Consider the following 23,633-nt stretch of genomic DNA (forward strand, 5'->3'; position numbering starts at 1 on the left):
GTTGCAGGCGGGTTCGAAGTTTTTTCCGCGGACTCCCCCGGAACACCGAAAGGCGCCGTGACCAGGGGAGATCCCCGGTCACGGCGCCTCGACGGCCCGCTCGGACGGCTACTTCACGACCGTCACCGGGACGGTCTGCTCCTTCAGGACCACCAGCGGCGCGGTGGCGGGGTACGGCAGCGTCAGCTGAACGGCCACCGGCATCGTCCCGGGCCCGTCCACCGGGTCCAGGGCCATCCGGTAGGTCACCTTCCTGGACTCACCCGGCGCGAGCGAGAACCAGGCCTTGGAGTTCACCATGGCGTAGTCCGTGCCGCCGCCCATCGAGAGCATGGCCTCCGTCCAGGTGCCGCCGTCCTGGCGCTCCAGCTTGCCCTTGTTCATCAGGAGCACCTCGCTCGGCGGCGTCCCGGCGTACTCCTTCGTGTAGACCAGCGGCGCGAGCTGCGCGTAGGTCTTCTGGCCGGAGTTGCGGTAGGTCACCGTGAAGGTGACCGGGGTGCCGTCGTTGGACACCTTCTGCCCGGCGCCGATGCCGTCGACCGTGATGGTGAGGTCCTTCGCGGCCTGTTCGGCCGAGGACAGGCCCGGCGACTTGTGGCCGCTCACGTCCAGGCTGTTGACGATCGCCGTCAGGCCCGACTGGTAGTCGCTCTTGAGCCCGTTCGCCACCACGAAGACCTGGTCCGTCCCCATCCCCCACAGCTGGGCCGTGAAGGTGTCCCCGGGTTTGCAGGTGACGCTCCACTGGGTCTTGTCGACCGTCTTGCCGGCCACGGTGGGCTTGGTCCGCACGGGGGCGCCGATCGACGAGTAGCCGTTGTCGGGGAAGTACGGCCGGCCCCAGATCGGGCAGTTCGGCTGGTGGCCCCAGCCCCCTTCCGCGGTCAGGTCGGCCATCGTCGGCCAGGCGCCGCCTTCGAGTTCGCTCGGGCTGTTGTACGCCACGACCAGGACGCCGTACGGCTCGCACTTCGCCGCCGTCCAGCCCTGCTGCGGCTCCGTCGGCGCGCCCGGGCTCAGGACGCAGACCTGGCTGTCCGAGGCCGGCACGGCCTTCCAGCCGGCCGGGACCTTGAACTTGACGCCCCGGAAGGTGTACGAACTCGCGGTGCCACCGGCCGTGTTGGCGGTGGACGGGTTGGTGGACGGCACGTCGTCGGCGAGCGGGACCTCGGGCTCGGCGTCGCTGGTGGGGGCGCCCTGGGCGGTGGGGGAGGCCGTCGGGCTGGGGGTGCCCGTCGGCTCGGGCGTCGGACTCGGCGCGGCGGTCAGGGTGGCGGCCGGCGGCGGTGGGACCTGGTCCTGGGCGACCGGCTCGCCGTGGAAGGTGAGCACGCCGAGCGCCATGGCGGCGGCCAGGCCGAGCGGCACGGTGACGGCGTACACCGGGCGCAGCCGGCGGACCCGGTTCTTCGGGGGAGCCGCCGGTCGCAGGCCGTCCGCCGTGACCAGGGAGGCCCGGGCCGTCATCGCCTCGCGGAGCAGCCGTTCCATCGGTGTCTCGTCCGGCCCGTCGCCGTCGCCGCCGGTGCGGCGGGGGAGCTTGTCGGTCATCGAACCTTCTCCAGGTGCTTTTCCAAGGCGTCCAGAGCGCGGCTGGCGGTGGACTTCACGGCACCCCGGGACAGTCCCAGGGTCTCGGCTATCTGCGCCTCCGACATGTCGGACCAGTAGCGCAGCACCAGCACCTCGCGCTGGCGGGGAGTCAACTCCTGCAGGGCCACCAGCACCCGGCGGTGTTCGTCGTTGAGCACCGCGTGGTCCTCGGCGGACGGGGCGTCGGCCACGTGCGGCGGCACGTACTCGCGGGCGGTCTTGCGGCGGCGCAGCATCGAGCGGGCGCCGTTGACCACCGAGGTGCGCAGGTAGCCGAGGGCGTTGTCGAGGTCGTCCAGCTGCTCGCCGTAGCGCTGGTAGAGCTGGGTGAAGGCGTCCTGGACGACGTCCTCGGCCAGGTCCTGGTGGTCGACCAGCAGGACGGCCATCCGGACCAGGCCCAGCCGGTGGGCGTGGTAGAGGTCGGTCAGCGTGGGCCGGTCCTCGGCGGGCTTGCGGCCGCCGCGCAGCAGCCGGAAGCCGGAGCGACGCTGCTTCGCCTCCTGCTCGGTGACGCCGGCGAGCGGCTCGCCGGCTTCCTGCGCGCCGAACAGTGCCGCGACCACTCCGCGGACGGAGAAGCCACGCCCCCCTGCCTGCCCGACGGTCGGCCCGATGGCCATGGACATGTGCGATTCCGCTTTCCCCCGGGACGGTGACGGCGCCGGCCGTTCCGTCAGGTCACCTGATCAAGATCGTGATCGGGGGGATCATTCCAGCTGCCCTCATGCCGGGTTCCTCCCGCCCCCCGTACCAAAGGACGTGTGACGGAGGTGAAGGTTGCAGGCGGGTTCGAAGAAAGTTCCGAAGGGGCCGGGACGGCTACACTCACCGGCATTCCGCCACCCGTGAGCAGGGGGTTCGCATGGCCGAGCAGAACGTCGAGGACCGGCCCGGTACCGTCTCGCGACCGGTGCCCGTCACCATCGGCCGGCGCCCGGAGCCCGTGCACGACGTCGCGGTGTACGCCTTCCCGGGCATGGCGCCGTTCGAGCTCGGCGTGGTGGTCGAGGTGTTCGGGCTGGCGCGGCCCGAACTGACCGGCCTGCTGGCGGCGCCCTGGTACGGGCTGAAGGTGTGCGCCGACCGGCCCGGGACGGCGCTCGACGCGGTGGGCGGCTTCACGCTGACCGCCCGGCACGGGCTGGACGAGCTGGCGGCGGCCGACACCGTGGTGGTCCCCGGGGTGCCGAACGCGTTCGGCGGCGTGGTCTCCCCCGCCCTGGTCGAGGCGCTACGCACCGCGCACGGGCGCGGCGCCCGGATCGTGTCGATCTGCTCGGGCGCCTTCGCCCTGGCCGCCGCCGGGCTGCTGGACGGCCGGGGGGCGACCACCCACTGGCGGTACGCGGAGCTGCTCCAGCAGCGCTACCCGGCGGTGCGGGTCGACCCGGACGTGCTGTACGTGGACAACGGCGACGTGCTGACCAGCGCGGGCAGCGCGGCCGGCATCGACCTCTGCCTGCACCTGGTCCGGCGGGACCACGGCGCCAAGGTGGCCAACACGGTGGCCCGGCGCTTCGTGGTGGCGCCGCACCGCGACGGCGGGCAGTCCCAGTTCATCGAGGCGGCGGTCCGCCCGGTCGAGGAGGAGGACGACGGGATCGCCCGCAGCATGCAGTGGGCGCTGGACCACCTGTCCTTCCCGCTGACCATCTCGCAACTGGCCGCCGCCGCCCGGATGTCGGACCGCTCGTACCTGCGGCACTTCACCGCCCGCAACGGGACCAGCCCGATGCGCTGGGTCGTCACCCAGCGCATCGCGGCCAGTCTGGTGCTGCTGGAGTCGCCGGAGGGGTCGGTGGAGGAGATCGCCACGGCGGTCGGCTTCGAGAGCGCCGCGACCTTCCGCCACCACTTCGGCCGGGTGATGCGCACCTCCCCGACCGCCTACCGGCGCTCCTTCGGGCGCGGGGTGGCCTGAGCGCGCGGGCTCCTGCGCCTCGCGCCACTGCTCGCGCTCCTGCTACTGCTCCTGCTCGCGGCGGTCCGCATTGGCGACGATGGCGTCGTGCAGCCACTGGGCCAGGCCCGGCGCGATCTTCTCGTAGGTGTCGGTCCAGCGCGGGTCGGAGACGTACAGGCCGGCCAGGCCGCGGTGGATGGTGTACGTGCAGTCGTAGAAGTTCCGGCAGATGTGCTGCCGGTGCTCCTCGGCGAGCTCCGTGGCCACCGGACCGTCGGCGGGCTCACCGGCGGTGATCGCCTCGGCCAGGCGGTCGTTGAGCGCGGTCATCTCGGCCTGGACGCGCTGCCAGTCGGCCTTGGAGTAGCCGCCGGTGCGGCGCTGCGACTCGGCCCAGGCCGCGGTGTCGCCCCAGCGCTGCTCCGCCTCCTGCTCCCACTCCTCCTGGTAGCCCTCGCCGAAGATCTCGAACTTCTCCTCCGGGGTCAGCTGAATGCCCATTCTCCGTGCCTCCATGGCGTGTTCGACGGCTGAGGCGAGTTCCTGGAGGTGACTGATCCGGTCGGTGAGCAGTCGGTGCTGCCGCCGGAGGTGTTCGGTCGGACTGACCGATTCGTCGTCCAGGATCGCCGCGATCTCCTCCAGGGGGAAGCCGAGTTCTCGGTAGAAGAGGATCTGCTGCAGCCGGTCGAGATCGGCGTCCACGTACCGGCGGTAGCCGGCGCGGGTACGGCCGGCCGGGGACAGCAGGCCGATCTCGTCGTAGTGGTGCAGGGTGCGGACGGTCACCCTGGCGATCTTCGCCACGGCGCCGACCGAGTAGCCCTCACTGGTCATCGGAGTTCCTCCCTGGTGCTGACCACCACCCTCGGCTCTCACGTCGCGTGAGGGTCAAGCGGCGAACGACGGCGGGTGTTCGAGCGGCGAACGGGCGCGGGGCGCTCCCGTTCCGGACTCAGACCCCGGCGCCGGCCGCCACCCGCTCGCGCCGCCGACCGCCCCGGCGGCCGACGGCACCGCCCTCGCCGACGCCCGGGGCACCCGGCCGCTGCCGACGGGACCGCTGGGCGGGCCAGAACAGCACGTACGCGGCGGACACCACCACGAAGGCGAGCCGGACGAAGCCGCGGGCCGCGTCGGACGGGAGGAACAGCGTCCCGCCGTACAGCGCGACCAGCGCGATCCAGCTCCACCACGGGACGAGCCGCTTCTGCCCCACCGTGTCCCAGAGCAGGGTGCCGAGCAGGATCGAGGCCGTGTAGTAGGTGTAGACGCTCGGGTCGAGCAGGACGCGGGCGTCCGCGCCCAGCAGCACCACGGCCGGCCAGCGGCCGCGCCAGACGGCGACGCAGCCGAGCCCGATCCCGAGCGCGAACTGGGTGGGGCGGTCCCACCAGGGGGTGGACGGGTCGGTGACCCCGAACCAGCGCAGCGCGGAGGCGGGCTGGTTCGGGATGGTGAACTTGGCGGCCGCCATGGTGTCCAGGTTGCCCAGGTAGAACGGCAGCCAGGCGATCGCCACCAGGGCGCAGAACCAGAGTCCGGCGCGCAGCCAGGTGCGCCGGGGCAACGCCAGGATCAGCGGGGCGAAGGCGATCGCCCAGGGTTTGGAGTCCACCGCCAGCGCCAGGAAGACCGCCACCTGGGTGGGCTTGCCGCGGGCCAGGGCGTGCGCGGCGAGGGTGGTGAAGAACAGGGCGAGGACGTCGTCCAGGTGCGCGAAGCGGACCGAGACCTCGACCCACATCGGGATGAAGGCCAGTCCTGCGATCAGCAGCCGCTGCTGGAGCCGTCGGTGGTTGATCCCGGTGCCGAGGTAGTACAGGGCGGCGGTGCGGCCGATCACGACCAGCATCACCAGGCCCAGCCCGGCGCTCACCGCCTCGGCGATCAGCTCGCCGGTGTGCGGTGCGAACGGGGCGGTGAGCCTGGCCGCGGCCAGGCTCACCGGGCCGATCTGGAGCTCCGGGTGGTGGGCGTAGAGCGACAGGCCGCCGTCGGGCTGGTCGCTGAAGAGCAGCTGCTCGCCCTGGCGCAGGTAGTGCCAGGAGAAGCCGCCGCTGGGCTCGACCAGGAGGAACCAGAGGACCGTCCAGGCGGTCAGCAGGACGTGGTGCCTGCGGAGCGGCAGTCCGGCTATCCGCCCGGTCGCCGCCTCGTAGTCGGTGGTGGCCCGTGCCGTGCGTGCTACCCGCACCTGTCCTCTCCCCGCCGTTCCGCCCCCCTCCGGCCGGACATCCTATGTGACGGAGGAGAACCGTCCGTGCCGCCCGCGGGCCCGCCCGACGGGACGGCGCGGGCGGCGCGGAACGCCGGGAGGGAACGCCGGGAGGGCCGGGCCGACGTCAGCCGTGGCCCGGCCCTCCCGGGCAGCGCCCCCTCGGGTTCGGTGCGCTCCGATCGGTGCGCTTCCGGTCAGCCCTGCTGGGCGGACTTGCGGCGGCGCAGCACCACGAGGGTGCCGACACCGGCCACCAGGACGGCGCCGCCGGTGGCCGCGATGGCGGTGGTGTTGCCGCTGCCACCGGTCTGGGCCAGGGCCTTGTCGTTGCCGTCCGCGGCGGCCTTGGCCTTGTCGACGGCGGCCGGGGTCAGCGGCGGCGGGGTGATGACCGGGGGCTCCACCGGGAAGCCGATCGGGCCCGCGGTGTCGCCGCTGCTCTCGGCCGGGGCCGGGGCGGTGGCCGAGCCGGAGGGCTCACCGGTGGCCGGAGTGGTCGGCTTCTCGGTGGGCTTCTCGGTGGGCTTCTCGGTCGGGGTCCCGCTCGGCTTGCCGGTGGGCGTCTCGGTCGGCTTCTCGGTCGGCGTGGCGGTGGTGGTGGCCGACGGGGAGCTGCTCGCGGTCGGGCTGGGCTTGCCCGTCTGGGTCGGGGTCGGGCTGGGCTTGCCCGTCTGCGACGAGGTGGGCGTCGGGGTCGGCTTGCCGCCGGGCGCCTTGATGACGAAGCCCACGCCGCCGTCGCAGCTGAGGTGGCCGTTGTCGACCGGCTGGTGGTCGGAGTCGTCGAGCTGGGCGGCGAAGACGACCGGGACGACGCCGGCCCGGCCGAGCGGGGCACCGTCGGCGAAGGACGCCCGGACCTTGATCGGGACGTTCTTGCCGCGGTTCACCCCGAGCAGGTCGTCGGCGACCGGGTTGCCCTCCGCATCGAGGGTGCCGAGCATCATCAGGACGGAGCTGTTCTTCTCGCCGCTCTTGTCGGGGGCGACCACGGCGGTCTGCCACTCGCCACCGGGGAGGCGGTACTGGACCTTGAGGTCCTTCGCCTGGAGCGAGCCCGCCTTGTTCTTGAACTTGAGCAGCGGGATGAAGACGAAGTCGTGCTTCGTCCGGTTGTCGATCTTGAACGTGAACTCGCGGGCGTCACCGCCGGCGATGAAGGTGCCGGGCACGCCGTTCAGCGAGAGGTCGAGGCTCGCGTGCGACGCCTTGTCGGCCGGCTGCGCGACGGCGGACGGGGTGCCGGTGGCACCGACGGCCATGGCGCCCTGGGCGCCGGCCAGCACGAGCGAGGACGTGAGCGCGACGGCTCCGGCAAGGGCAAGAGTGCGACGTATGGACAAGGAGACCTCACGGAAGTGTCCGGGCGAGGCCCGGGCGCGAGGGGGCGGCCGCAGACGCGCCGCGTACCCCCCGCGAAGCTGAAAGTCCGACGGAGAGTACCGAACGATCCGACCGGTCCGGAAGGCGGGTGGCACGTTACTACCCGGTCTCAGGGAAGGGGTGCCCGAATCATCCAACTCTGGGCACTCATAAGGCTTTTGCACTCCACCCGCCGAGCCGACCGCCGGGCCCCGCATCACGGGTCCACGCCCGGGGACGGGGACGCACGGCCCCCGGTGGGCTCTGCCGCTCAGCCGCTCGACTACCCAGTCGCTCGGCCACTCAACCCTTCGGCCACTCAGCCGATCAGCCGTTCAGCCGTTCAGCCGATCAGCCGGCGAAGAAGGACTTGGCCGCGATCACCGCGCGCTCGTCGTCCAGCACCTCGCCCGGGCGGCTGCCGTTGCCGAGCAGCACCCCGCCCCAGCGCATCCCCATGTACTCGGCGGTCAACCGGAGGGTGCCGATCAGCGGCTCCGCCTTGTCGTCCCCGGTGGCGAGGGCGGTGACGCCCCAGATCGTGCCGCCGCCCAGCCGGGCCCGGAAGTCCACCCCGGGCACCCGCATCCAGGCCGACCAGTGGTCGAGGTAGAGCTTGGCGCTGGTCGGCAGCGAGTACCAGTACAGGGGCGCGACGAAGACCAGGTCGGTGGCCGCCAGGGTGGCGTCCAGCAGCGTCCGCTCGTGGCCGGTCGGCTCGGGGTAGCCGCCGTCGCCGGTGTGCCGCAGGTCCCGGAAGGGCGGCAACGGGTGCTCGTCCAGCCGCAGCCAGCGCTGCTCGGCCCCGGGCGGCAGGCTCGACTCGGCGGCCAGCCGGGCGAGCCGAACCGAGTTGCCGTCGGTGCGCGCGCTGGCGTCCAGGAACAGGAAACGACGCGGCGCCTCGGTGCCGGACGTCTGGTCGGCCATCAGGACTCCTCCGTCGTGGGTGCGGTGCGGACGCAGGAGTGAGCCGCCGCCGAACGCCGGTTTATTCCGCTCCGACCGGGTCAACCGGGTCAACCGGGCAGCCAGGGCCGACGGTCAGTCGGGCAGTCCGGCGCGGCGGCGGGCGACGGCCGCGACCGCCGCCCAGTCCTTGTCCCCGTCGCCGTGCGCCAGCGCGTCCAGGAAGGCGTCCCGCAGGATGCTGCCGAACGGCAGCGGGACGTTGCGCGCGGTCCCCGCCTCCAGCGCGAGGCCGACGTCCTTGAGCCCGAGCGGCAGCCGGAACCCGGCCGGCTCGTAGCGGCGCTCGGCCACCATCGAGCCGTAGCCGCTGTGGATCGGCCCGGGGAAGAGCGTGCCGCTGAGCATCTCGACCAGGTCGGTCGGCCGTACGCCGTGCGCCTCCGCCAGGCTGCACGCCTCGGCCATGGACTCGATCGCGCAGGCGATCAGGAAGTTGGTGCTGATCTTGGCCGTGTTGGCCTGCCGGGGGCTCTCACCGAAGTGCCAGGTGCGCTCGCCCATCGCGGCGAACAGCGGCTGGGCCCGCTCCAGTAGCTCGGGCGCGCCCGCTACCAGGATGTTCAGCCGCCCCGCCGCCGCGACCGGCGGACGGCCGAGGACGGGCGCGGCGACGTAGCCGATGCCGTGCTCGGCGTACCGCGCCTCGGCCCGCTCGGCGAGGGCGAGCGAGACGGTGGCCATGTTGACGTGCAGGGTCGCCGCGGCACCGGCCAGCAGCTCGGGGTCGAGCATCCGCTCGACCGCCGTGTCGTTGGCGAGCATGGAGACCACCGTGTCGGCGGCGAACACGTCGGCGAGCGAGTCGGCCGCCTCCGCGCCCTCGGCCACCAGGGCGGCCACCGGCTCGGGCGAACGGTTCCAGACCCGTACGGTGTGGCCGGCCCGCAACAGGCTGCCGGCCATGCCGCGCCCCATCGCACCAAGCCCCACGAAGCCGATCGTCCGCCCGGTCATCCGCCGCACTCCCGTCGCCGCACCTGCTCGCGTGCGCCCGACTGTACGTCAGATCGTCCGGCGGGCCGGCCGGTGAACCGGCCACTGGACGGGTCGGCAGACCGGTCGGCGGACCACCGGTGAACCGGGCGGCGCACCCGCGAGCGGGCGGCGGCTCACGCGCAGGCGCGGGCCGGCATCCGGGGGCCGTCGGCGGCCGCGCCGCGCTCCAACTCGGCGACCACCCGCCCGCGCAGCAGCTCGTACTGGGCCTGGAGCCGGCCGGGCCGGGCCGGCCGCGCCACCGGGCGGCCGGGGCCGACCAGTTCCTCCGGCCCGAACTGCTCACGGGTGAGGTCGATCTCGAAGCCGGTGGCGAAACGGTTCCACCAGTGGAGGTCCGTCCGCACCCCGTCGATGTACACCTCGCCCATCATGAGCTCGCCGCCGAGCAGGTCGTGCAGCACCATCGCCGTCACCCCGCACTGGCCGCGGGCGGGATTGTCGGGACGCCAGTGGGCCAGATCCTCGGGCGCACAGGTGTCGACACCCCAGGAGGAGCGGATCGCACGTTCGATGTCGTTGAGGGTCCACGCCGTCATACCGGGAAGCCTGCCACGCGCCACTGACAGCGGCACCGGCTTTTCGAAGGGTCATCCCGTGTTCTGCGGCGACCCTCCCTGCGTTCACCCGAACGAGACCATGCCCGGCCGCCCGGCCCCGCCCCGGTCACAGGGAGGGGCCGACCGGCCGGGCTCGCGTCACTTCGCCAGCTCGGCGACGCCGGCCTGCGCGAACTGCTCGTCCAGGTCGCCGCTGGGCGCGCCCGCGACACCGACGGCCGCGATCGGCGCGCCCTTCGACTGGATCGGGGCACCGCCGGCCAGGAACAGGGTGCCCGGGATGTCCTTCAGGTTCGGGGCCTGGGCCAGCCGCTTGGCCAGCTCCGAGGTCGGGGCGTTCCAGGACACCGCGGTGAAGGCCTTGCGCTCGGCCGAGACCGGGGCCTGCGGGCCGGCGCCGTCGCCCTTCAGCAGCACCCGGGTGACACCGTCGCGGTCGACGACCGCGACCGACACGTGCTGGCCGGCCTTGGTGGCCGCGTCCAGGGCGGCCTGGGCGGCGCGGGTGGCGGCGTCGATGGTCAGGCCGCTGCTCTGGGCCAGGTTCTTGTTCTGGGTGTCGGCCTTCGCCGCGACCGGGACGGCCGGGGTGTCGGTGGACTCGGCGCTGGCCGAGACGGCGCCCACGGTGGCGGCGGCGAGCGCGGCGGCGACGACGGTGCCGGTCAGCACCCGGGTGCGCACGGAGGTCTTCTTCATGGTCGGGCTCCTCAACGGATCTGCGGGGTGGGGTGGGACGGGGCGGGGGGGTTCGGGGGCCGCCGGACCGTTGGGGGGATCGCCCGGCGGCGTGCTTCGATCCTCCGCCCGGGGAAGGGGCCGCCACATCGACGGTCCGGCGCGGACGTCCGGGCATGATGGTGGACGGCGGCGTCAACCGATCGGCTGATGCGGGCCCGGGCCGGACGGGTCACCATCGAGGGATCGACGCAGGTCGGTGTCGGTACGGACCGAACGGGCCGGTACGAGCCGGTACGGGCCGGTGCCCGCCGGAGCGGGCCCGTCCACCCGCCGGAGCGGGCCCGTCCACCCGCCGGAGCGGGCCCGTCCACCCGCCGGAGCGGGCCGGTACCAGCCGGAGCCGACCGCGCCCGCACCACCCGTTCAGCCAGGAGCCACCCGTGCAGCAGCCCCGCCCGACCGCCGGCCGCGACACCGGCGACCCGGACGCGGGCCGGTTGGCACTACTGCTGGACTCCGCCTTCCTGGTGCTGCTCGCCGCCTCGCTCAACCGCTACCTCACCCACCACTCCGGCAACGCGCAGGCGCCCTGGGTGATCGGGCTGAGCGCGGCCCTCGCCGTCGCCCAGCCGGCCGGGTCCTGGCTCGACCACCGCCACCCGCTCGCCCCGGGCCGGCCCCGCCGGTGGCCACTGGCCCTGGTGGTGGTCCTCTGGGTGGTGCTGGTGCTGCTCGCGCCGAGCTTCGCGTGGTGCGCCGTCCCGCTGATCTACACCGTGCTGCGGGCGCTGCCCGCGCGGGCGGCCATCCCGCTGGTCGGCGCGCTGACCCTGCTGGTGGTGATCGCCGAGATCCGGCTGCCCGGCGGCGCCGACGCCACGCTCGTCCTGCTGCCGCCCGCGGTGGCCGGACTCGCCACCGGGGTCTTCCTCTTCATGGCCCGGCAGGCCGCCCGGCAGCGCGCGCTGATCGCCGATCTGGTCCGCACCCGGCGCGAACTCGCCGCCACCGAACGGCGGGAGGGCACCCTGGCCGAGCGCGAGCGGCTGGCGATGGAGATCCACGACACCCTGGCGCAGGGCCTGTCCAGCCAGCAGATGCTGCTCCAGGCCGCCGAGCGCACCTGGGACACCCACCCGGCGACCGCCCGCACCCACGTCCGTACCGCCGCCGAGGTGGCCGCCCGGAACCTGGCCGAGGCCCGCCGCTTCGTCCACGACCTCGCCCCGGCGGAGCTGTCCGACGGCCGCACCCTCGACCGGGCGCTGCGGTCGCTGGCCGAACGGGAGTCCGCCGAGAGCGGACTGCCGGTCCGCTTCCACCTGGACGGCACGCCGGTACCGCTGCCCACGGCCGCGCAGTCCGCGCTGCTGCGGATCGCCCAGGGTGCGCTGGCCAACGTCCGCGAGCACGCCGGGGCTTCGGCCGCCGCGATCACGCTGTCCTTCCTCGGCGACCAGGCCGTGCTGGACATCGCCGACGACGGACAGGGCTTCGACCCGGAGGCGACCGGACCCGGAGGCGGGCGCGGGTACGGCCTGCCGGCGATGCGGGCCCGGCTGCGGCAGCTGGGTGGCAGGCTGACCGTGGAGAGCGCTCCCGGCGAGGGCGCCGTCGTCTCCGCCGCGATCCCCCTGGCGCAGCGGTGGGTCGGGAACACTGATGGCCCGGGGCGCCGGTGAGTCGGGGCCACCGACGACCCGGAGCGGAAACGACCTTGGAGCGGAAATGAGCACGACTCCCGTCCGGACGGCTCCCGTCCGCCTGCTGGTCTGCGACGACCACGCCGTGGTGCGGGCCGGGCTGCTGGCGTTGCTGGCCAGCGCCGGCGACATCGAGGTGGTCGGGGAGGCGAGCACCGGTGAGGAGGCCGTCGCGCTGGCCGCCCGGCTGGCGCCGCAGGTCGTGCTGATGGACCTCCAGCTCGGCGACGGCATCGACGGGGTGGAGGCCACCCGGCGGATCTCCGCCGTCCCGGGCGGGCCGCACGTCCTGGTGCTCACCACCTACGACACCGACGCCGACATCACCCGGGCCATCGCCGCCGGCGCCACCGGCTACCTGCTGAAGGCCGAGCGGCCGGAGGAACTGTTCGCCGCCGTGCACGCGGCCGCGCAGGGCCGCACGGTGCTCTCGCCACCGGTCGCCTCCCGGGTGATGGCGCAGATGCGGGCGCCCGCGCCACAGCTGACCGAACGCGAGCAGGACATCCTCGAACAGCTGGCGCAGGGGCTGGGCAACCGGGAGATCGCCCGGGCGCTGTTCATCAGCGAGGCCACGGTGAAGACGCACCTCGGCCGGATCTACGACAAGTTGGGCGTGGACACCCGGGCGGGCGCGGTGGCGGTGGCGAAGGAGCGCCGGCTGCTGCGCTGAGCCGGCCCGCTCCCCTCGTTCGGCTGCGCTGGGCGTCCACCCGGTGTCACTGCGTGCTGCCATGATGCTCGGAATGTCGGATTCCGGGCCGGTCTCCGCCTCCGGACTCCGACGTCCCGGCGAGGTCGGCTCGGGGCGCCGACGCCCTGACGCGACCCCAAACCCCTGGTCCCGGGCCTTCTCGACGCTCACCGAGGGCCCCGTCACAATGTGGACGTTTCGTGGATTCCGCTATTGACAAACCAACCACGCGGTTTGTTAGTTTGAGATCAACGACGTCCCCGGGGTGGGGGCTCGCCGGGGCCTGTGCGGACCGCTCTCGCCGGAGGGTGTGGCCAGGGGGACGGCGGGTTTGCCGGGGTGTCGGGGGGAGCGGCAGCGCCGAAGCCGCGCGACGAGGCGGCGTGGAGCGGGTCCGGGGGGACTCGCTCCACGCCTCCCCCGGTCTCCTCCGACAGAGCGTCCGGCTTCTCCGGCGCTCTCCGGCGCCTACGCCAGGGCGCTCCAGTACGGACAGCGGACGTACGGCAGCGGCGGCGCGCACTGGTCGACGCTCCCGGACAGCACCGGGCCCCGCTCCGAGCGGGCCACGCCGGGCGAACTCGCGGTCAGCCCGACCTCGCCCGACTCGCCGAAGCGCAGTGCCAGCCGGTAGCCGTCCGGAGTGGTGGCGGCGACGCCCGGACACTCCCGACCGGCGTTCAGCGAGGTGATCGTCCAGCCGCAGCGCCGCCAGTGCCGCTCCACCACGTCGGCCAGCACCGCCCGTCGGGGCAGCGAGACGACGGTGAGCAGGTCCCGGCCCCGGGTGACGTACCAGAGCAGCTCCGACTCGCGCCCCGGCAGCGGCAGTCGCGCCCCCGCCCGGGCGGGCGCCCCCTGCCAGACCGGCGCCGGCCGGACGGCGTCCAGGGTGTCCTGGAGCAGCGTCTCGCAGCGCTCGGCGGCGTCGAGTTGATCGACCGCCACCCCCGGCTCCGCCCCGGACCCCGACCGCCGGACCCGCGCGGCCCCCGCGCTTCCGGGACCACCGCCCGGGCGTCCGACGTTCAGTTCGGCACCACCTGACTGCACAGGGCCCCTCCGTACTCCTCCCGGTGTTCAACCCGGGCAGGCATTCCGTCACTGCTTGGACGGCGGGCGGGTACGGGCAGTTCCCCTCCCGGTTCCCTCCCTCACCGTTCCCTCACCTTCGAAGTGCACTGCACGGTGCAGTTGAACCACTGATCTGCACCGTGTAGTTTACTTCTCACGCCGACCGGCCGGACGGAGACCGCCGACCGGCCGTCCACGGAAAGCCCTCCGACCCGCCGTCCGACCCGCCGTCCGACCCCTTTCGAAAGGACCCGCCATGCCCGTCATCACCGTCGGCACCGCCCGCATCCCCTACCGCGTCGTCGGCGACGGCCCCGACACCCTCGTCCTGGTGCACGGCACCGGCCCCGGTTCGGCCATGTGGGACGACCTGCTGGGCTCCTTCACCGACCGCTACACCGTGCTGCTCCCCGACCTCTCCGGCAGCGAGGCCGCCGAGGACGACGGCGCGCCGCTCACCCTGGAGGCCCTGGCCGGCCAGGTCGCCGCCGTGATCGAGAGCGCCGGCCGCGGCCCCGCCGACATCCTCGGCTTCTCGCTCGGCGCCGTCGTCGCCACCGCGACCGCCGCCCTGCACCCCGAACGGGTCCACCGGCTGGTCGCCGCCGCCGGCTGGATCAGCGCCGAACAGGACGAGTACCTGCGGCTCTCCATGGCCACCTGGCTCTCCCTCGCCGACCACCCCGCCGCGTTCGGCGGCTACGCCACCCTCACCGCCTTCAGCCCGGGCTTCCTCGACCGGATCGGGCGCGCCGCCGTCCAGGCCAACACCGCCTACATGCAACCGACTCCGGGCACCCTGCGGCACATCGCCCTCAACCTCGGACTGGACCTCGGCCCGCTGCTCCCGCGCGTCCAGGCCCCCGCCCTGGTGATCGGCTGCACCCAGGACGCCACCGTCCCGGTGGGGAACGCCCGCCGGCTGCACACCGCCCTGCCCGGCAGCGCCTACGCCGAGTTCGACACCGGCCACATCGTGATCGCCGAGGAGACCGGGGCGTTCACCGACACCGTCCGGGACTTCCTCGCCGCCGCCTGACCGACCGACAGGACGGCGCGGACGACGGCGCGCGGACGGTGCGGACGGGGGTCGCACCGGCCGGGGCCTCCGGCGCGTGGAGCACACCGTCGCCCGCGAGACAAGGCCCGCTCCAGAACGGCCGATTACCGCACATGGTGATTCAAATCAAATTGACTGAACGTCAACTCCGAAGGTGAGACTGCCTTGTTAGCGACATCCGCAAGGAGATCACCATGCGCATACTCTTCACCGGCCCCACCGCGGCCGGTCACCTCTACCCGATGGTTCCCACCGCCCAGGCGCTGCGCGCCGTCGGGCACGAGGTCCTGTTCGCCGTCGGACAGCCGGTCGACCTGATCCGCTCCGCGGGCTTCCCGGTCGTCGAGATCGGTGACGGCCGGAGCCTGCGGGAGATCATCGAGGAGCGTCTCGGCGGCAAGGTCGAGTACGTCAACCAGGACAAGACCCAGGACGAGATCTTCGACATGGCGGCCGCCATGTTCGCGTACTCGTCGCGGCCCGACCTGGACGGCCTGCTGGCGGCCGCCACCGACTGGGGCGCCGACCTGATCGTCCACGACTCCTTCCACTCCCCCGCACCGCTGGTCGCCGCCCAGCTCAAGATCCCTTCGGTGGTGCAGAACTTCGGCGCCAGCCCGGGCCGTTCCATGGCCGAGCAGGTGGCCTCGCACGTGTCCGACCTGTACGAGGAGCGCGGCCTGAGCGGCCCGGACATCGCCGCGGTGCTCAACCTCGGCCCGCTCGGCGGCGACCCGGACGGCCTGGCGATGCGCTACGTCCCGTACAACGGCGGCGGCGTCGTCCCGGCCGAGTTCCTCCGCAAGCCCGACCGCCCGCGCGCCGTCGTCACCCTGGGCACCGTGCTCGCCGAGCTCGACGGCGTCCGAGCGGTGGTCCGCCTGGTCGAGGCGGCGGCCGAGGTCGACGCCGACTTCCTGCTCGCGGTCGGCGGCGCCGACCTCGCCCCGCTCGGCACCCTGCCCGCCAACGTCCGTGCCCTGCCCTGGGTCCCGCTCAACGAGCTGCTCGGCCGTGCCGACGCGCTGATCCACCACGGCGGCTCGGGCACCATGCTGACCGCCCTCCAAGCCGGTCTGCCCCAACTGCTGCTTCCCCAGGGCGCGGACCACTTCCTGAACGCCGAGGCCATCACCGCCACCGGCGCCGCCCTGCGCTCCGCCTCCGACGCCGTCGACACCGAGCTGCTCTCCCGCCTCCTCGGCGACGCCGAGCTGCGCGACGCCGCCCGCCGACTGCAGGCCCAGAACGCGGCCCTGCCCAGCCCGGCCGCCCTGGTCCCCGCCCTGGAGGACCTCGCCAACCGCCGCTGATCCACCGCCACCTCCGGGACACCCGGCGCACCCGGCGCACCCGGGCAGGACACGACGGCCGCAGGTCGACCGACCTGCGGCCGTCGGCTGTCTTCGGGCGACGGGGTCGAGCCGAGCGGGACCGAACAGGACCGGGCCGAGCCGAGCGGGGCCGTCGCCCGGTGCGCGCCTCCGCCGACCGGCTCCGCCCGCCGGATACCAGCCGGACGCACTCGGCAACCAGATCGATCTCGGCCACTTCGACGAACCCCCGCCCCGGGCCCGGTGCGTGGCGCCCGCTCAGTCGCTCCGGAGCCGGGCACCCGGCCCGGCGCCGGTGGCGGCGGTGGCGGCGGTGGCGGCGGTGGCGGCGGTGGCGGCGGTGGCGGCGGTGGCGGCGGCACTCATGCGGGTGTCCTCCGTACCGGTGGTGCGGCCGGCGGGGTGCCCGGTACGGCGCCCGGCCGCGTCCGGTCCGGCCGGGGAAGCAGCAGCGGGGTGGCGAGGATGAGCAGTCCCGCGACCGTGAGGACGGTGCGCGGGCCGGTGACGCCGGCGAGCAGCCCGCCGAGCGCGGTGCAGACGGCGATGGACGCCTGCTGCCCGATCGACCAGGCCGACAGGGTGCGGGCCACGAGGTGCCTGGGCGTGCGTTCGAGCCGGTAGGTGGCGAGCACCGGGTTGAACAGGCTCATGTTGATGATGATCGCCAGCTCGACGGCCATCACGGTGACGAGGCCGACCACGCCCGGGCGGACGAAGGCCAGGCCGATCAGCCAGACGGCGCGCAGGGTGCCGACGGTCCGGAGGACCCGGTCCCGGCCGTGGCGCTCCACGACCCGCCGGGCCAGCCGGGAGCCGATCAGCCCGCCGAGGCAGGGGGCGGCGAAGGCGAGGCCGTACTGCCAAGGGGCGAAGTGGAGTTGGCGCAGCATGAGCACGGCGAGCACCGGCTCGGTGGCCATGATCAGACCGGCGACGAGCATGTTGTTGAGGTAGAGCGCCCGCAGACCGGGGTCGCCCAGGATGTGCCGCCAGCCGTCGAACACCGCGCCGGCCCGGACCGCGCTCCCGCCGGTCGGCGCCGCGCTCCCGCCGGTCGACCCCGGGCTCCCGCCGGCCCGGACCGGCGCCTCCTCCCGGCCGCGGATCGCGGCGATGCCCAGCGCGGACAGCAGGTAGCTGAGCGCGTCGGCCACCACGGTGGTGACCGGCCCGAACCAGCCGATCGCCGCCCCGCCCAGCGGCGGCCCGATCGCGATGGAGCTCCAGTTCGTGGACTCGAACCGCGCGTTGGCCACGAGCAGGTCCTCCGGCCGCACCAGCGCCTTGAGGTAGGCCCCGCCGGCCGCGCCGAACGCGATCTTGGCCGCGGCGATCACGACCGAGACCACGAGCAGGTGGACGAAGCCGAGCCGGCCGAGGGCGTACCCGACCGGGATCGTCGCCATGGCCGCGAACCGGATCAGGTCCGTCGCGATCATGACCGGGCGTTTGCGCCGGAACTCCACCCATGGCGCCAGCGGCACCGCCACCAGCGCCCCCACCGCGGGCCCCACCGCGGACAGCGCGGACACCTCCGCGGGCCCGGCGTGCAGCACCAGTACGGCGATCAGCGGCAGTGCCCCGAACCCCAGCCCGGACCCGTACGCGCTCACCGCGTACGCCGCCCACAGCCAGCCGAACCGCCGGCCCAGCCGATTCCCACCCCTCATGCTCGGTGCGCTCCCTCGACGACCCGACCCCGGCCGAACAAACCGGAGTTGACCGGTGAGAGCCAACCGGGCGGCCCGGCCGCAGGTCAAACAACCGATCCACCCACTCCGTACAACCACTGGTTGTTCACTAGGGTGGGCCGACGTGGACCTCGAAGCAGTGCGCACCTTCGCCGCCATCGCGGAGGCCGGCCAGTTCCAGAAGGCCGCCGTCGACCTGGCCGTCACCCAGCAGGCCGTCTCCAAGCGCGTCTCCGCACTGGAGCGCGACCTCGGCGTGCGACTGTTCACCCGCACCCCGCGTGGCGCCGAACTCACCATCGACGGACAGGCGTTCCTCCCCCACGCCCGCGAGCTGCTGCGCGTCGCCGAGCGCGCGGTCGCGTCCGTACGCGCCGGCCGCCGCCCGCTGCGGGTCGACGTGATCAACTCACGCGGCGCGGCCTCGGGCCTGATGCGCGGCTTCCACGGCGCCCACCCCGACATCGACCTCGACGTGCTGATGCTGGTCGACATCGACACCGCCGTCGCCGCCATCCGCTCCGGCACGATCGACGCGTCCTTCCGCGCCGTCGCCGCACCCGGCCGGCCCCTGCCCGAAGACATCGAGTCCGTCCGGGTGCTCGACGAACCGCTCCAGCTGCTCACCGGTCCCGAACACGCCCTGGCGGACGCCAGGTCGGTGACCCTCGCCGACCTGGTCGGCCACCGGATCTGGATGCCCGGCATCGCCCCCGGCACCGAGTGGGGCGCCTACTACGCCGACCTGGTCGCCGAGTTCGGCCTCACCATCGAGGCCACCGGCCCCAACTTCGGCTCCGACGTGCTCCTCGACACCATCGCCGACACCCCGGCCCTGGCCACCTTCATGAGCGAGCAGACCCGCCTCGTCTGGCCCGCCGGCCACGGCCTGCGCCGCATCCCGGTGACCGACCCGACGCCCCTCTACCCCCACTCCCTCCTCTGGCACCGCGACAACCCCCACCCCGCCCTACCCGCCCTCCGCGCCCACCTCGCCGCGACCGCCACCGCCCCCGTCACGCCGGACACCTGGACCCCCATCTGGATCCGCCCCCACTGACCGCCCGCCCCGGCCGGGAACCGCGGCAGCGTGACCACCGCCGGCTCGGTGTCGCCGCCGGCGAACCAGTGCCGCGCACCGGCTACCGCACCGGGCAACGTCGGCCCCGTCCACGACCGGCGCCGTCCCCGCTCGCACCGATCCGGCACGGCGGGGCCGAACCGGTCCGGACAACGCGAAAGGCCCAGGTCGTGTGACCTGGGCCTTTACTGCCGGAGCGGGCGACGAGAATCGAACTCGCGCTCTAAGCTTGGGAAGCTCATGTTCTACCATTAAACTACGCCCGCCTGATGAGCCGTCAGAGACCGCTCGATCCAGTGTCACTGTACCCCATTCGCGACGGTGGTTGCACAGGGGGTCGGTGGACGTGGCGGAGCACGGTGGGGCGGGTGTGGGGGCGTACTGTGTGGGCCGCGTACGAGTGCTCCGGTGGGTGGGGGCCGAGGCGGCGAGCCATGGTGCGGAATGTCCGGAACATCCCCTAACGTGACGCTGTCCCGGGGCTCGGCCGCCGGGGCGCGTGAGTACGGGTGAGTACTGGGTTAGGGATGGGAAGGGGATCGATGGAGCAGCGCGCCGTCGTTCGTTGTGCCGAGGGGCACCTGTTCAGCACCACCACGTTCCCGATGCAGAACCTCGGTCCGGGCCGGCTCGGCCCCGGGCGGTTGATCCGCTGTCCGCAGTGCGGACGGCTGCGGAGTTCGGTGCTGGCCGACGTGCGGGAGCTGTCGGAGCCGCAACTGGCGCGGGCGATGCGGCTGGAGGCCGCGGAGTTCCTGGCCTGACGGCCGGCGAAAGGGCAGGTGGGCCCCGGACGGATTCGTCCGGGGCCCTTTCTTGCACGTAACCTCGAAGCGTGCTGCTCTCTGACAAGGACATCCGGACCGAAATCGACCTGGGCCGGGTCGTCGTCGACCCCTACGACCCGGCGATGATCCAGCCGTCGAGTATCGACGTGCGCCTCGACCGCTTCTTCCGCGTGTTCGAGAACCACAAGTACCCGCACATCGACCCCTCCGAGGAGCAGCCGGACCTGACCCGGCTGGTCGAGCCGGAGGGCGACGAGGCGTTCATCCTGCACCCCGGCGAGTTCGTGCTGGCCTCGACGTACGAGGTCATCACGCTGCCCGACGACGTCGCGTCCCGGCTGGAGGGCAAGTCGAGCCTGGGCCGGCTGGGCCTGCTCACCCACTCCACGGCGGGCTTCATCGACCCCGGCTTCAGCGGCCACGTGACCCTGGAGCTGTCGAACGTCGCGACGCTGCCGATCAAGCTGTACCCGGGCATGAAGATCGGGCAGCTGTGCCTGTTCCGGCTCTCCTCGCCCTCGGAGCACCCGTACGGCTCCGCGCGCTACGGCTCGCGCTACCAGGGCCAGCGCGGCCCGACGCCGTCGCGCTCGTTCCTGAACTTCCACCGCACCGAGGTCTGAGCCGAAGGGCTCCGCAGAGCGCACGCACGACGGGCGGCCAGCCCCTTCCGAGGACGGAGGAGGGGTGGCCGCCCGCGGCGTTCTCAGGACCGCTTCGGGCTGGTGACGGCGACCAGCTCGGTGCCGTCCTCGGACAGCCGCAGCTCGGTGCGCAGCTCGGCCAGCTCGCCGAGGTGGTGCAGGTGGGTGCCGCCGCAGAAGATCTGCGCGCCGCCCTCGGGCAGCTCGCAGTGCCACTGGCGGCGGGCGGTGAGCTCGGGGCCGGGCACCTCGATGCGGACCGGGGCGTCCGCGGCGACCCAGGCGGCCAGCCGGGCGTTGACGGCCTCGGTGAGGGCCGGCAGGGCATCGGCGAGGGCCGGGAACTCCTCGGTGGCGTCCACCGTGAAGCCCTTCTTCTTCAGCGACTTGCCGAGCCGGTAGGTGTCGGTGCTGGCCGCGGTGTCCATCACCGAGCTCGCCATGGCGAGGCTGTCGAAGTCCGGGTGGCCGAAGGCGTCCGAGCGGCCCGGGTCCTTGCGCCAGCGCGGGGCGAGCGCGGCGTTCAGGGCGAGGGCGAGCAGGTGGCAGCCGCTGTGCGAGGCGCTGAGGGCGCCCCGCCGGTCGGCGTCGACGGCGAGCGCGGCGGTGCGGCCGACGATGTCGCCGGGGTCGCCGCCGAGGACGTGCAGGACCAGCCAGGACCACTCCTCGTCGCCGCGCCGGACCGGGATGTCGGCGCCGACCAGCGGCTCCCCGCCCTCCGGGCCGACGGCGCCGGTCAGGCAGTCGACGACGGCCAGCTCGGTGCCGTCCACGGTCAGGGTGCCGAGGTCGGCCGGCTGGTCGGGCCAGGTGTGGTCGAGCGGGTGGAACGGGGTCGCCTCGGTGACGACGGCGTACCGGCCGTCGGCCAGCGGGTGCACCGCGAGCACCGGGGACTCGCCGGTCACCGCCCCGGCCGGGAAGCTGACGTGGGTGGTGGGGAGGGTCATGCCTGGCTCCGGTGAACGTGGGACGACGAGGGTGGGCGGGCCCGGCGCTCGGCCGTGACCCGCCCCCATTCTGCCCTTCGCGCCTGGAAGCGCCTCAGCCCGTCGAAGTCCGCGGCCGGTCGAGGCCCGCGGCCCGTCGATGCCCTGGCCGGAGCCTCTCGCCCGTCGAGGCCCTCAGCCCAGCGTCGGCAGCTTGATCAGCACCAGCAGCGCGACCAGCTGTATCGCCGCGGCCGCCGCGGCCTTGCCCCACGGCAGGTCGTGCAGCCGCCGGACCATGCTGGTCAGCAGGTACGCGCAGAGCATCCAGGTGGCCCAGCCGACGACCTGGACGACGGCGCTGCCGGAGGGCAGCACCAGGTCGAGCAGCAGCCGGGGCGCGTCGGTCAGCCAGCCGATCAGCGCGGCCAGGCCGACGGTCGCCTTCCACGGGCCGTCGCCGCCGAGCTGGCGGGCCAGCGCGTAGGTGACCCCGCCGAAGAGCGCGCCGGTCACGGTGAAGCCGATGGCGGCGGCCAGGATGCCGGTCAGCGCCACGGTGAAGGTCGAGTTGACGATGTCGTCGTGGGTCAGCCCGATGCCGAGCACCGCGAGCGCGCCGTACAGCAGCGAGACGGTGAGGGCGGGCAGCCAGACCTGGTGGTCGCGGGTGCGGTCGAAGACCGCGGTCGGGGAGCGGAACAGGCCGGTGAACAGCTCGCGCCAGTGCGGCCGGGGCCCGGCGACGTGCGGGGCGGACTGGCCGCCGGCCCGGTAGACGGCGACGTTGTCCTGGCCGTACGGCTGCTGGTCGTACCCGTCGTACCCCTGGTCGGGGCCGTACCCCTGGTCCGGGCCGTACCCCTGGTCCGGGCCGTAGCCGTGGTCCGGGCCGTAGCCCTGGGCGGGCCCGTACGGGCCGCCGGCCGCGTACGGGTCGCCGGTCGGGAAGGCCCGGGTGGTGCCGGGCCGGTCCGCCGCGTACGGGTCGTACCCGTCCCCCGCCGGGTACCCCGGACCGCCGGGCGTACCGGGCGCGCCACCGGGCCCGCCGGGCGCCGCCGCGTGCGGGCCCGTGAAGTACTCCGGCCCGTCCGTCCCCCCGTGCCCCCCGGGCACCGACGGCGGCGGAGGCGCCGACCACCCGCCGTGCCGCGGACGGTCCGCACCCTGACCGCTGTCGTATCGATTACCAGCCACGGTCCGAAGGTACCCGCCCGGCCCGGCCCGCGGCGGCCCCGGACGGGGCCGGGGCCGGTTTGCAGCGAGGCTGAGACGAACGGGGCCGAAAACCCGCCGGACCGGCCCCCGGGAGCCCGATCCCCGGAAGCCGAGGAGCTCTTGCCCCCGCCCCCGCCCCCGCTCCCGCCCTCGTCCCCGCCCCCGGAAGCGCTACCGCTGCGCGCCGACCGACGGCCCGTGCACCGCCGCCGCCGCGCTGGTGCCCGCCGGGCAGCCGCCCGGCCCGGCCGTGGTGCGGACGGCCCCGACCGGCAGCAGGGTGCCGCAGGCGATCCGGATGCCGTTCGGCAGCTCGTTGTCCGACTCCACGATCGCGCCGTCGCCGATCACCGCGCCGTCCAGCGCCGAGCGGTCGCCGACGGTGGCGAAGGCGCCCACGATCGAGTCCTTGACCAGGGTGTCCGGGCCGATCACCGCGCCCGGCAGGATCACGCTGCCCTCGACGATCGCGCCGGCCTCGACCACCGCGTCCTCGGAGACCACGGTGCCGCCGCTGAGCACCGCGCCCGGGTGGACGGTGGCGCCGGGCAGCAGCAGGGCGTCGCCGGTCGGGCCGGGGACGGCCGGGGAGTCGACCTTGCCGAGCACCAGGTCGGCCGAGCCGCGGACGAAGGCCGCCGGGGTGCCCAGGTCCAGCCAGTACGAGGTGTCGACGACGCCGCGCAGCAGCGCGCCGGTGGCCAGCAGCTCGGGGAAGGTCTCGCGCTCGACGGACACCTCGCGGCCGGCGGGGATGCGGTCGATCACGGACCGGGTGAAGACGTAGCAGCCGGCGTTGATCTGGTCGGTGACGATCTGCTCGGGGGTCTCCGGCTTCTCCAGGAACTCCAGCACCCGCCCGTCCTCGTCGGTCGGGACGAGGCCGAAGGCGCGCGGGTCCTCGACCCGGGTGAGGTGCAGGGTGACGTCGGCCCCGGCGGCCACGTGGCCGTCGCGCAGGGCGGCGATGTCGACGCCGGAGAGGATGTCGCCGTTGAAGACCAGGACCGGTTCGTCCGGGCCGCAGGTCAGGCCGGAGGCGGCGTTGCGGATGGCCCCGCCGGTGCCCAGCGGCTCCCGCTCGGTCAGGTAGACGAGCTCGATGCCGTAC

Annotated in this window: 22 protein-coding genes and 1 tRNA gene; 8 read left to right on the forward strand and 15 right to left on the reverse strand. The window is 73.9% G+C overall.

What is annotated here, in order from left to right; genetic code table 11:
- Positions 1–108 precede the first annotated feature (108 nt).
- Together ABZ449_RS26795 and ABZ449_RS26800 are read right to left on the reverse strand one after the other, a co-directional pair.
- Positions 109–1,557, reverse strand: coding sequence for a hypothetical protein (locus tag ABZ449_RS26795; RefSeq protein WP_360350812.1), 1,449 nt, complete (start codon positions 1,555–1,557; stop codon positions 109–111).
- Positions 1,554–2,228 (reverse strand): SigE family RNA polymerase sigma factor, encoded by a 675-nt coding sequence (locus ABZ449_RS26800; RefSeq protein ID WP_360350814.1) that lies wholly within the window; start codon positions 2,226–2,228, stop codon positions 1,554–1,556. The genes ABZ449_RS26795 and ABZ449_RS26800 overlap by 4 nt, the downstream gene beginning before the upstream one ends.
- A gap of 236 nt (positions 2,229–2,464) precedes the next feature.
- On the opposite strand from ABZ449_RS26800, the gene ABZ449_RS26805 reads away from it, so the two are divergent.
- Positions 2,465–3,523, forward strand: coding sequence for a helix-turn-helix domain-containing protein (locus ABZ449_RS26805; RefSeq protein ID WP_360350817.1), 1,059 nt, complete (start codon positions 2,465–2,467; stop codon positions 3,521–3,523).
- Positions 3,524–3,565: 42 nt separating this feature from the next.
- On the opposite strand, the gene ABZ449_RS26810 is transcribed toward ABZ449_RS26805, so the two are convergent.
- The 7 genes from ABZ449_RS26810 to ABZ449_RS26840 form a co-directional block, all read right to left on the reverse strand.
- A complete protein-coding gene (locus ABZ449_RS26810) occupies positions 3,566–4,342 on the reverse strand; it encodes a MerR family transcriptional regulator (RefSeq protein WP_360350820.1) in 777 nt (258 codons plus the stop codon).
- Between the two features lie 118 nt (positions 4,343–4,460).
- Positions 4,461–5,702 carry a hypothetical protein gene (locus ABZ449_RS26815; RefSeq protein WP_360350823.1) on the reverse strand — a complete coding sequence of 414 codons (1,242 nt, stop codon included), beginning with the start codon at positions 5,700–5,702 and terminating at the stop codon, positions 4,461–4,463.
- Between the two features lie 218 nt (positions 5,703–5,920).
- Positions 5,921–7,069 carry an LPXTG cell wall anchor domain-containing protein gene (locus tag ABZ449_RS26820; RefSeq protein WP_360350826.1) on the reverse strand — a complete coding sequence of 383 codons (1,149 nt, stop codon included), beginning with the start codon at positions 7,067–7,069 and terminating at the stop codon, positions 5,921–5,923.
- Positions 7,070–7,439: 370 nt separating this feature from the next.
- Positions 7,440–8,018 (reverse strand): NAD(P)H-dependent oxidoreductase, encoded by a 579-nt coding sequence (locus ABZ449_RS26825; protein WP_360350829.1) that lies wholly within the window; start codon positions 8,016–8,018, stop codon positions 7,440–7,442.
- Positions 8,019–8,132: 114 nt separating this feature from the next.
- Positions 8,133–9,023, reverse strand: coding sequence for an NAD(P)-dependent oxidoreductase (locus tag ABZ449_RS26830; protein ID WP_360350832.1), 891 nt, complete (start codon positions 9,021–9,023; stop codon positions 8,133–8,135).
- Positions 9,024–9,169: 146 nt separating this feature from the next.
- Positions 9,170–9,595, reverse strand: a complete 426-nt coding sequence (locus ABZ449_RS26835) for a hypothetical protein (protein ID WP_360350835.1) — start codon at positions 9,593–9,595, stop codon at positions 9,170–9,172.
- 159 nt (positions 9,596–9,754) lie between these two features.
- A complete protein-coding gene (locus tag ABZ449_RS26840) occupies positions 9,755–10,315 on the reverse strand; it encodes a heme-binding protein (RefSeq protein ID WP_360350837.1) in 561 nt (186 codons plus the stop codon).
- A 422-nt stretch (positions 10,316–10,737) separates the two neighbouring features.
- Here ABZ449_RS26840 and ABZ449_RS26845 point away from each other — a divergent pair, with 422 nt between their 5' ends.
- Both ABZ449_RS26845 and ABZ449_RS26850 read left to right on the forward strand, forming a co-directional pair.
- Positions 10,738–11,979, forward strand: a complete 1,242-nt coding sequence (locus ABZ449_RS26845; RefSeq protein ID WP_360350840.1) for a sensor histidine kinase — start codon at positions 10,738–10,740, stop codon at positions 11,977–11,979.
- Between the two features lie 46 nt (positions 11,980–12,025).
- The gene (locus ABZ449_RS26850; RefSeq protein ID WP_360350843.1) at positions 12,026–12,673 is read left to right on the forward strand and encodes a response regulator transcription factor; all 648 of its coding nucleotides are present in this window, start codon (positions 12,026–12,028) and stop codon (positions 12,671–12,673) included.
- A 489-nt stretch (positions 12,674–13,162) separates the two neighbouring features.
- Here ABZ449_RS26850 and ABZ449_RS26855 read toward each other — a convergent pair whose 3' ends face one another.
- Positions 13,163–13,642, reverse strand: a complete 480-nt coding sequence (locus tag ABZ449_RS26855; protein WP_360350846.1) for a hypothetical protein — start codon at positions 13,640–13,642, stop codon at positions 13,163–13,165.
- A gap of 382 nt (positions 13,643–14,024) precedes the next feature.
- Here ABZ449_RS26855 and ABZ449_RS26860 point away from each other — a divergent pair, with 382 nt between their 5' ends.
- Together ABZ449_RS26860 and ABZ449_RS26865 are read left to right on the forward strand one after the other, a co-directional pair.
- Positions 14,025–14,807, forward strand: coding sequence for an alpha/beta hydrolase (locus tag ABZ449_RS26860; protein WP_360350848.1), 783 nt, complete (start codon positions 14,025–14,027; stop codon positions 14,805–14,807).
- Positions 14,808–15,022: 215 nt separating this feature from the next.
- On the forward strand, positions 15,023–16,141 hold the full coding sequence (locus ABZ449_RS26865) for a nucleotide disphospho-sugar-binding domain-containing protein (RefSeq protein WP_360350851.1): 1,119 nt from the start codon (positions 15,023–15,025) through the stop codon (positions 16,139–16,141).
- Positions 16,142–16,524: 383 nt separating this feature from the next.
- Here ABZ449_RS26865 and ABZ449_RS26870 read toward each other — a convergent pair whose 3' ends face one another.
- Entirely contained in the window at positions 16,525–17,835 is a 1,311-nt protein-coding gene (locus ABZ449_RS26870) for an MFS transporter (protein WP_360350854.1), read from the reverse strand.
- 145 nt (positions 17,836–17,980) lie between these two features.
- On the opposite strand from ABZ449_RS26870, the gene ABZ449_RS26875 reads away from it, so the two are divergent.
- A complete protein-coding gene (locus ABZ449_RS26875) occupies positions 17,981–18,916 on the forward strand; it encodes a LysR family transcriptional regulator (protein ID WP_360350857.1) in 936 nt (311 codons plus the stop codon).
- A 216-nt stretch (positions 18,917–19,132) separates the two neighbouring features.
- Here the strand turns inward: ABZ449_RS26875 and ABZ449_RS26880 are convergent.
- A tRNA-Gly gene (locus tag ABZ449_RS26880) sits at positions 19,133–19,203 on the reverse strand.
- A 276-nt stretch (positions 19,204–19,479) separates the two neighbouring features.
- Here ABZ449_RS26880 and ABZ449_RS26885 point away from each other — a divergent pair.
- Together ABZ449_RS26885 and dcd are read left to right on the forward strand one after the other, a co-directional pair.
- Entirely contained in the window at positions 19,480–19,701 is a 222-nt protein-coding gene (locus tag ABZ449_RS26885) for a hypothetical protein (protein ID WP_174315667.1), read from the forward strand.
- A gap of 71 nt (positions 19,702–19,772) precedes the next feature.
- A complete protein-coding gene (dcd, locus tag ABZ449_RS26890) occupies positions 19,773–20,348 on the forward strand; it encodes a dCTP deaminase (RefSeq protein WP_360350860.1) in 576 nt (191 codons plus the stop codon).
- A gap of 83 nt (positions 20,349–20,431) precedes the next feature.
- On the opposite strand, the gene ABZ449_RS26895 is transcribed toward dcd, so the two are convergent.
- The 3 genes from ABZ449_RS26895 to ABZ449_RS26905 form a co-directional block, all read right to left on the reverse strand.
- Positions 20,432–21,322, reverse strand: a complete 891-nt coding sequence (locus tag ABZ449_RS26895) for a metal-dependent hydrolase (protein WP_360350863.1) — start codon at positions 21,320–21,322, stop codon at positions 20,432–20,434.
- Between the two features lie 174 nt (positions 21,323–21,496).
- The gene (locus ABZ449_RS26900; protein WP_360350866.1) at positions 21,497–22,501 is read right to left on the reverse strand and encodes a Yip1 family protein; all 1,005 of its coding nucleotides are present in this window, start codon (positions 22,499–22,501) and stop codon (positions 21,497–21,499) included.
- Between the two features lie 192 nt (positions 22,502–22,693).
- A partial coding sequence (locus tag ABZ449_RS26905; RefSeq protein ID WP_360350869.1) for an NDP-sugar synthase occupies positions 22,694–23,633 on the reverse strand: 940 nt, incomplete at its 5' end.

The organism is Kitasatospora sp. NPDC005856 (genome assembly GCF_040629945.1).
Lineage (GTDB): Bacteria > Actinomycetota > Actinomycetes > Streptomycetales > Streptomycetaceae > Kitasatospora.

Coding starts and splice junctions, on each gene's coding strand:
- ABZ449_RS26795 (WP_360350812.1), bottom strand. CDS start 1,557: ATGACCGACAAGCTCCCCCGCCGCACCGGCGGCGACGGCGACGGGCCG.
- ABZ449_RS26800 (WP_360350814.1), bottom strand. CDS start 2,228: ATGTCCATGGCCATCGGGCCGACCGTCGGGCAGGCAGGGGGGCGTGGC.
- ABZ449_RS26805 (WP_360350817.1), top strand. CDS start 2,465: ATGGCCGAGCAGAACGTCGAGGACCGGCCCGGTACCGTCTCGCGACCG.
- ABZ449_RS26810 (WP_360350820.1), bottom strand. CDS start 4,342: ATGACCAGTGAGGGCTACTCGGTCGGCGCCGTGGCGAAGATCGCCAGG.
- ABZ449_RS26825 (WP_360350829.1), bottom strand. CDS start 8,018: ATGGCCGACCAGACGTCCGGCACCGAGGCGCCGCGTCGTTTCCTGTTC.
- ABZ449_RS26835 (WP_360350835.1), bottom strand. CDS start 9,595: ATGACGGCGTGGACCCTCAACGACATCGAACGTGCGATCCGCTCCTCC.
- ABZ449_RS26840 (WP_360350837.1), bottom strand. CDS start 10,315: ATGAAGAAGACCTCCGTGCGCACCCGGGTGCTGACCGGCACCGTCGTC.
- ABZ449_RS26850 (WP_360350843.1), top strand. CDS start 12,026: ATGAGCACGACTCCCGTCCGGACGGCTCCCGTCCGCCTGCTGGTCTGC.
- ABZ449_RS26860 (WP_360350848.1), top strand. CDS start 14,025: ATGCCCGTCATCACCGTCGGCACCGCCCGCATCCCCTACCGCGTCGTC.
- ABZ449_RS26865 (WP_360350851.1), top strand. CDS start 15,023: ATGCGCATACTCTTCACCGGCCCCACCGCGGCCGGTCACCTCTACCCG.
- ABZ449_RS26870 (WP_360350854.1), bottom strand. CDS start 17,835: ATGAGGGGTGGGAATCGGCTGGGCCGGCGGTTCGGCTGGCTGTGGGCG.
- ABZ449_RS26885 (WP_174315667.1), top strand. CDS start 19,480: ATGGAGCAGCGCGCCGTCGTTCGTTGTGCCGAGGGGCACCTGTTCAGC.
- ABZ449_RS26895 (WP_360350863.1), bottom strand. CDS start 21,322: ATGACCCTCCCCACCACCCACGTCAGCTTCCCGGCCGGGGCGGTGACC.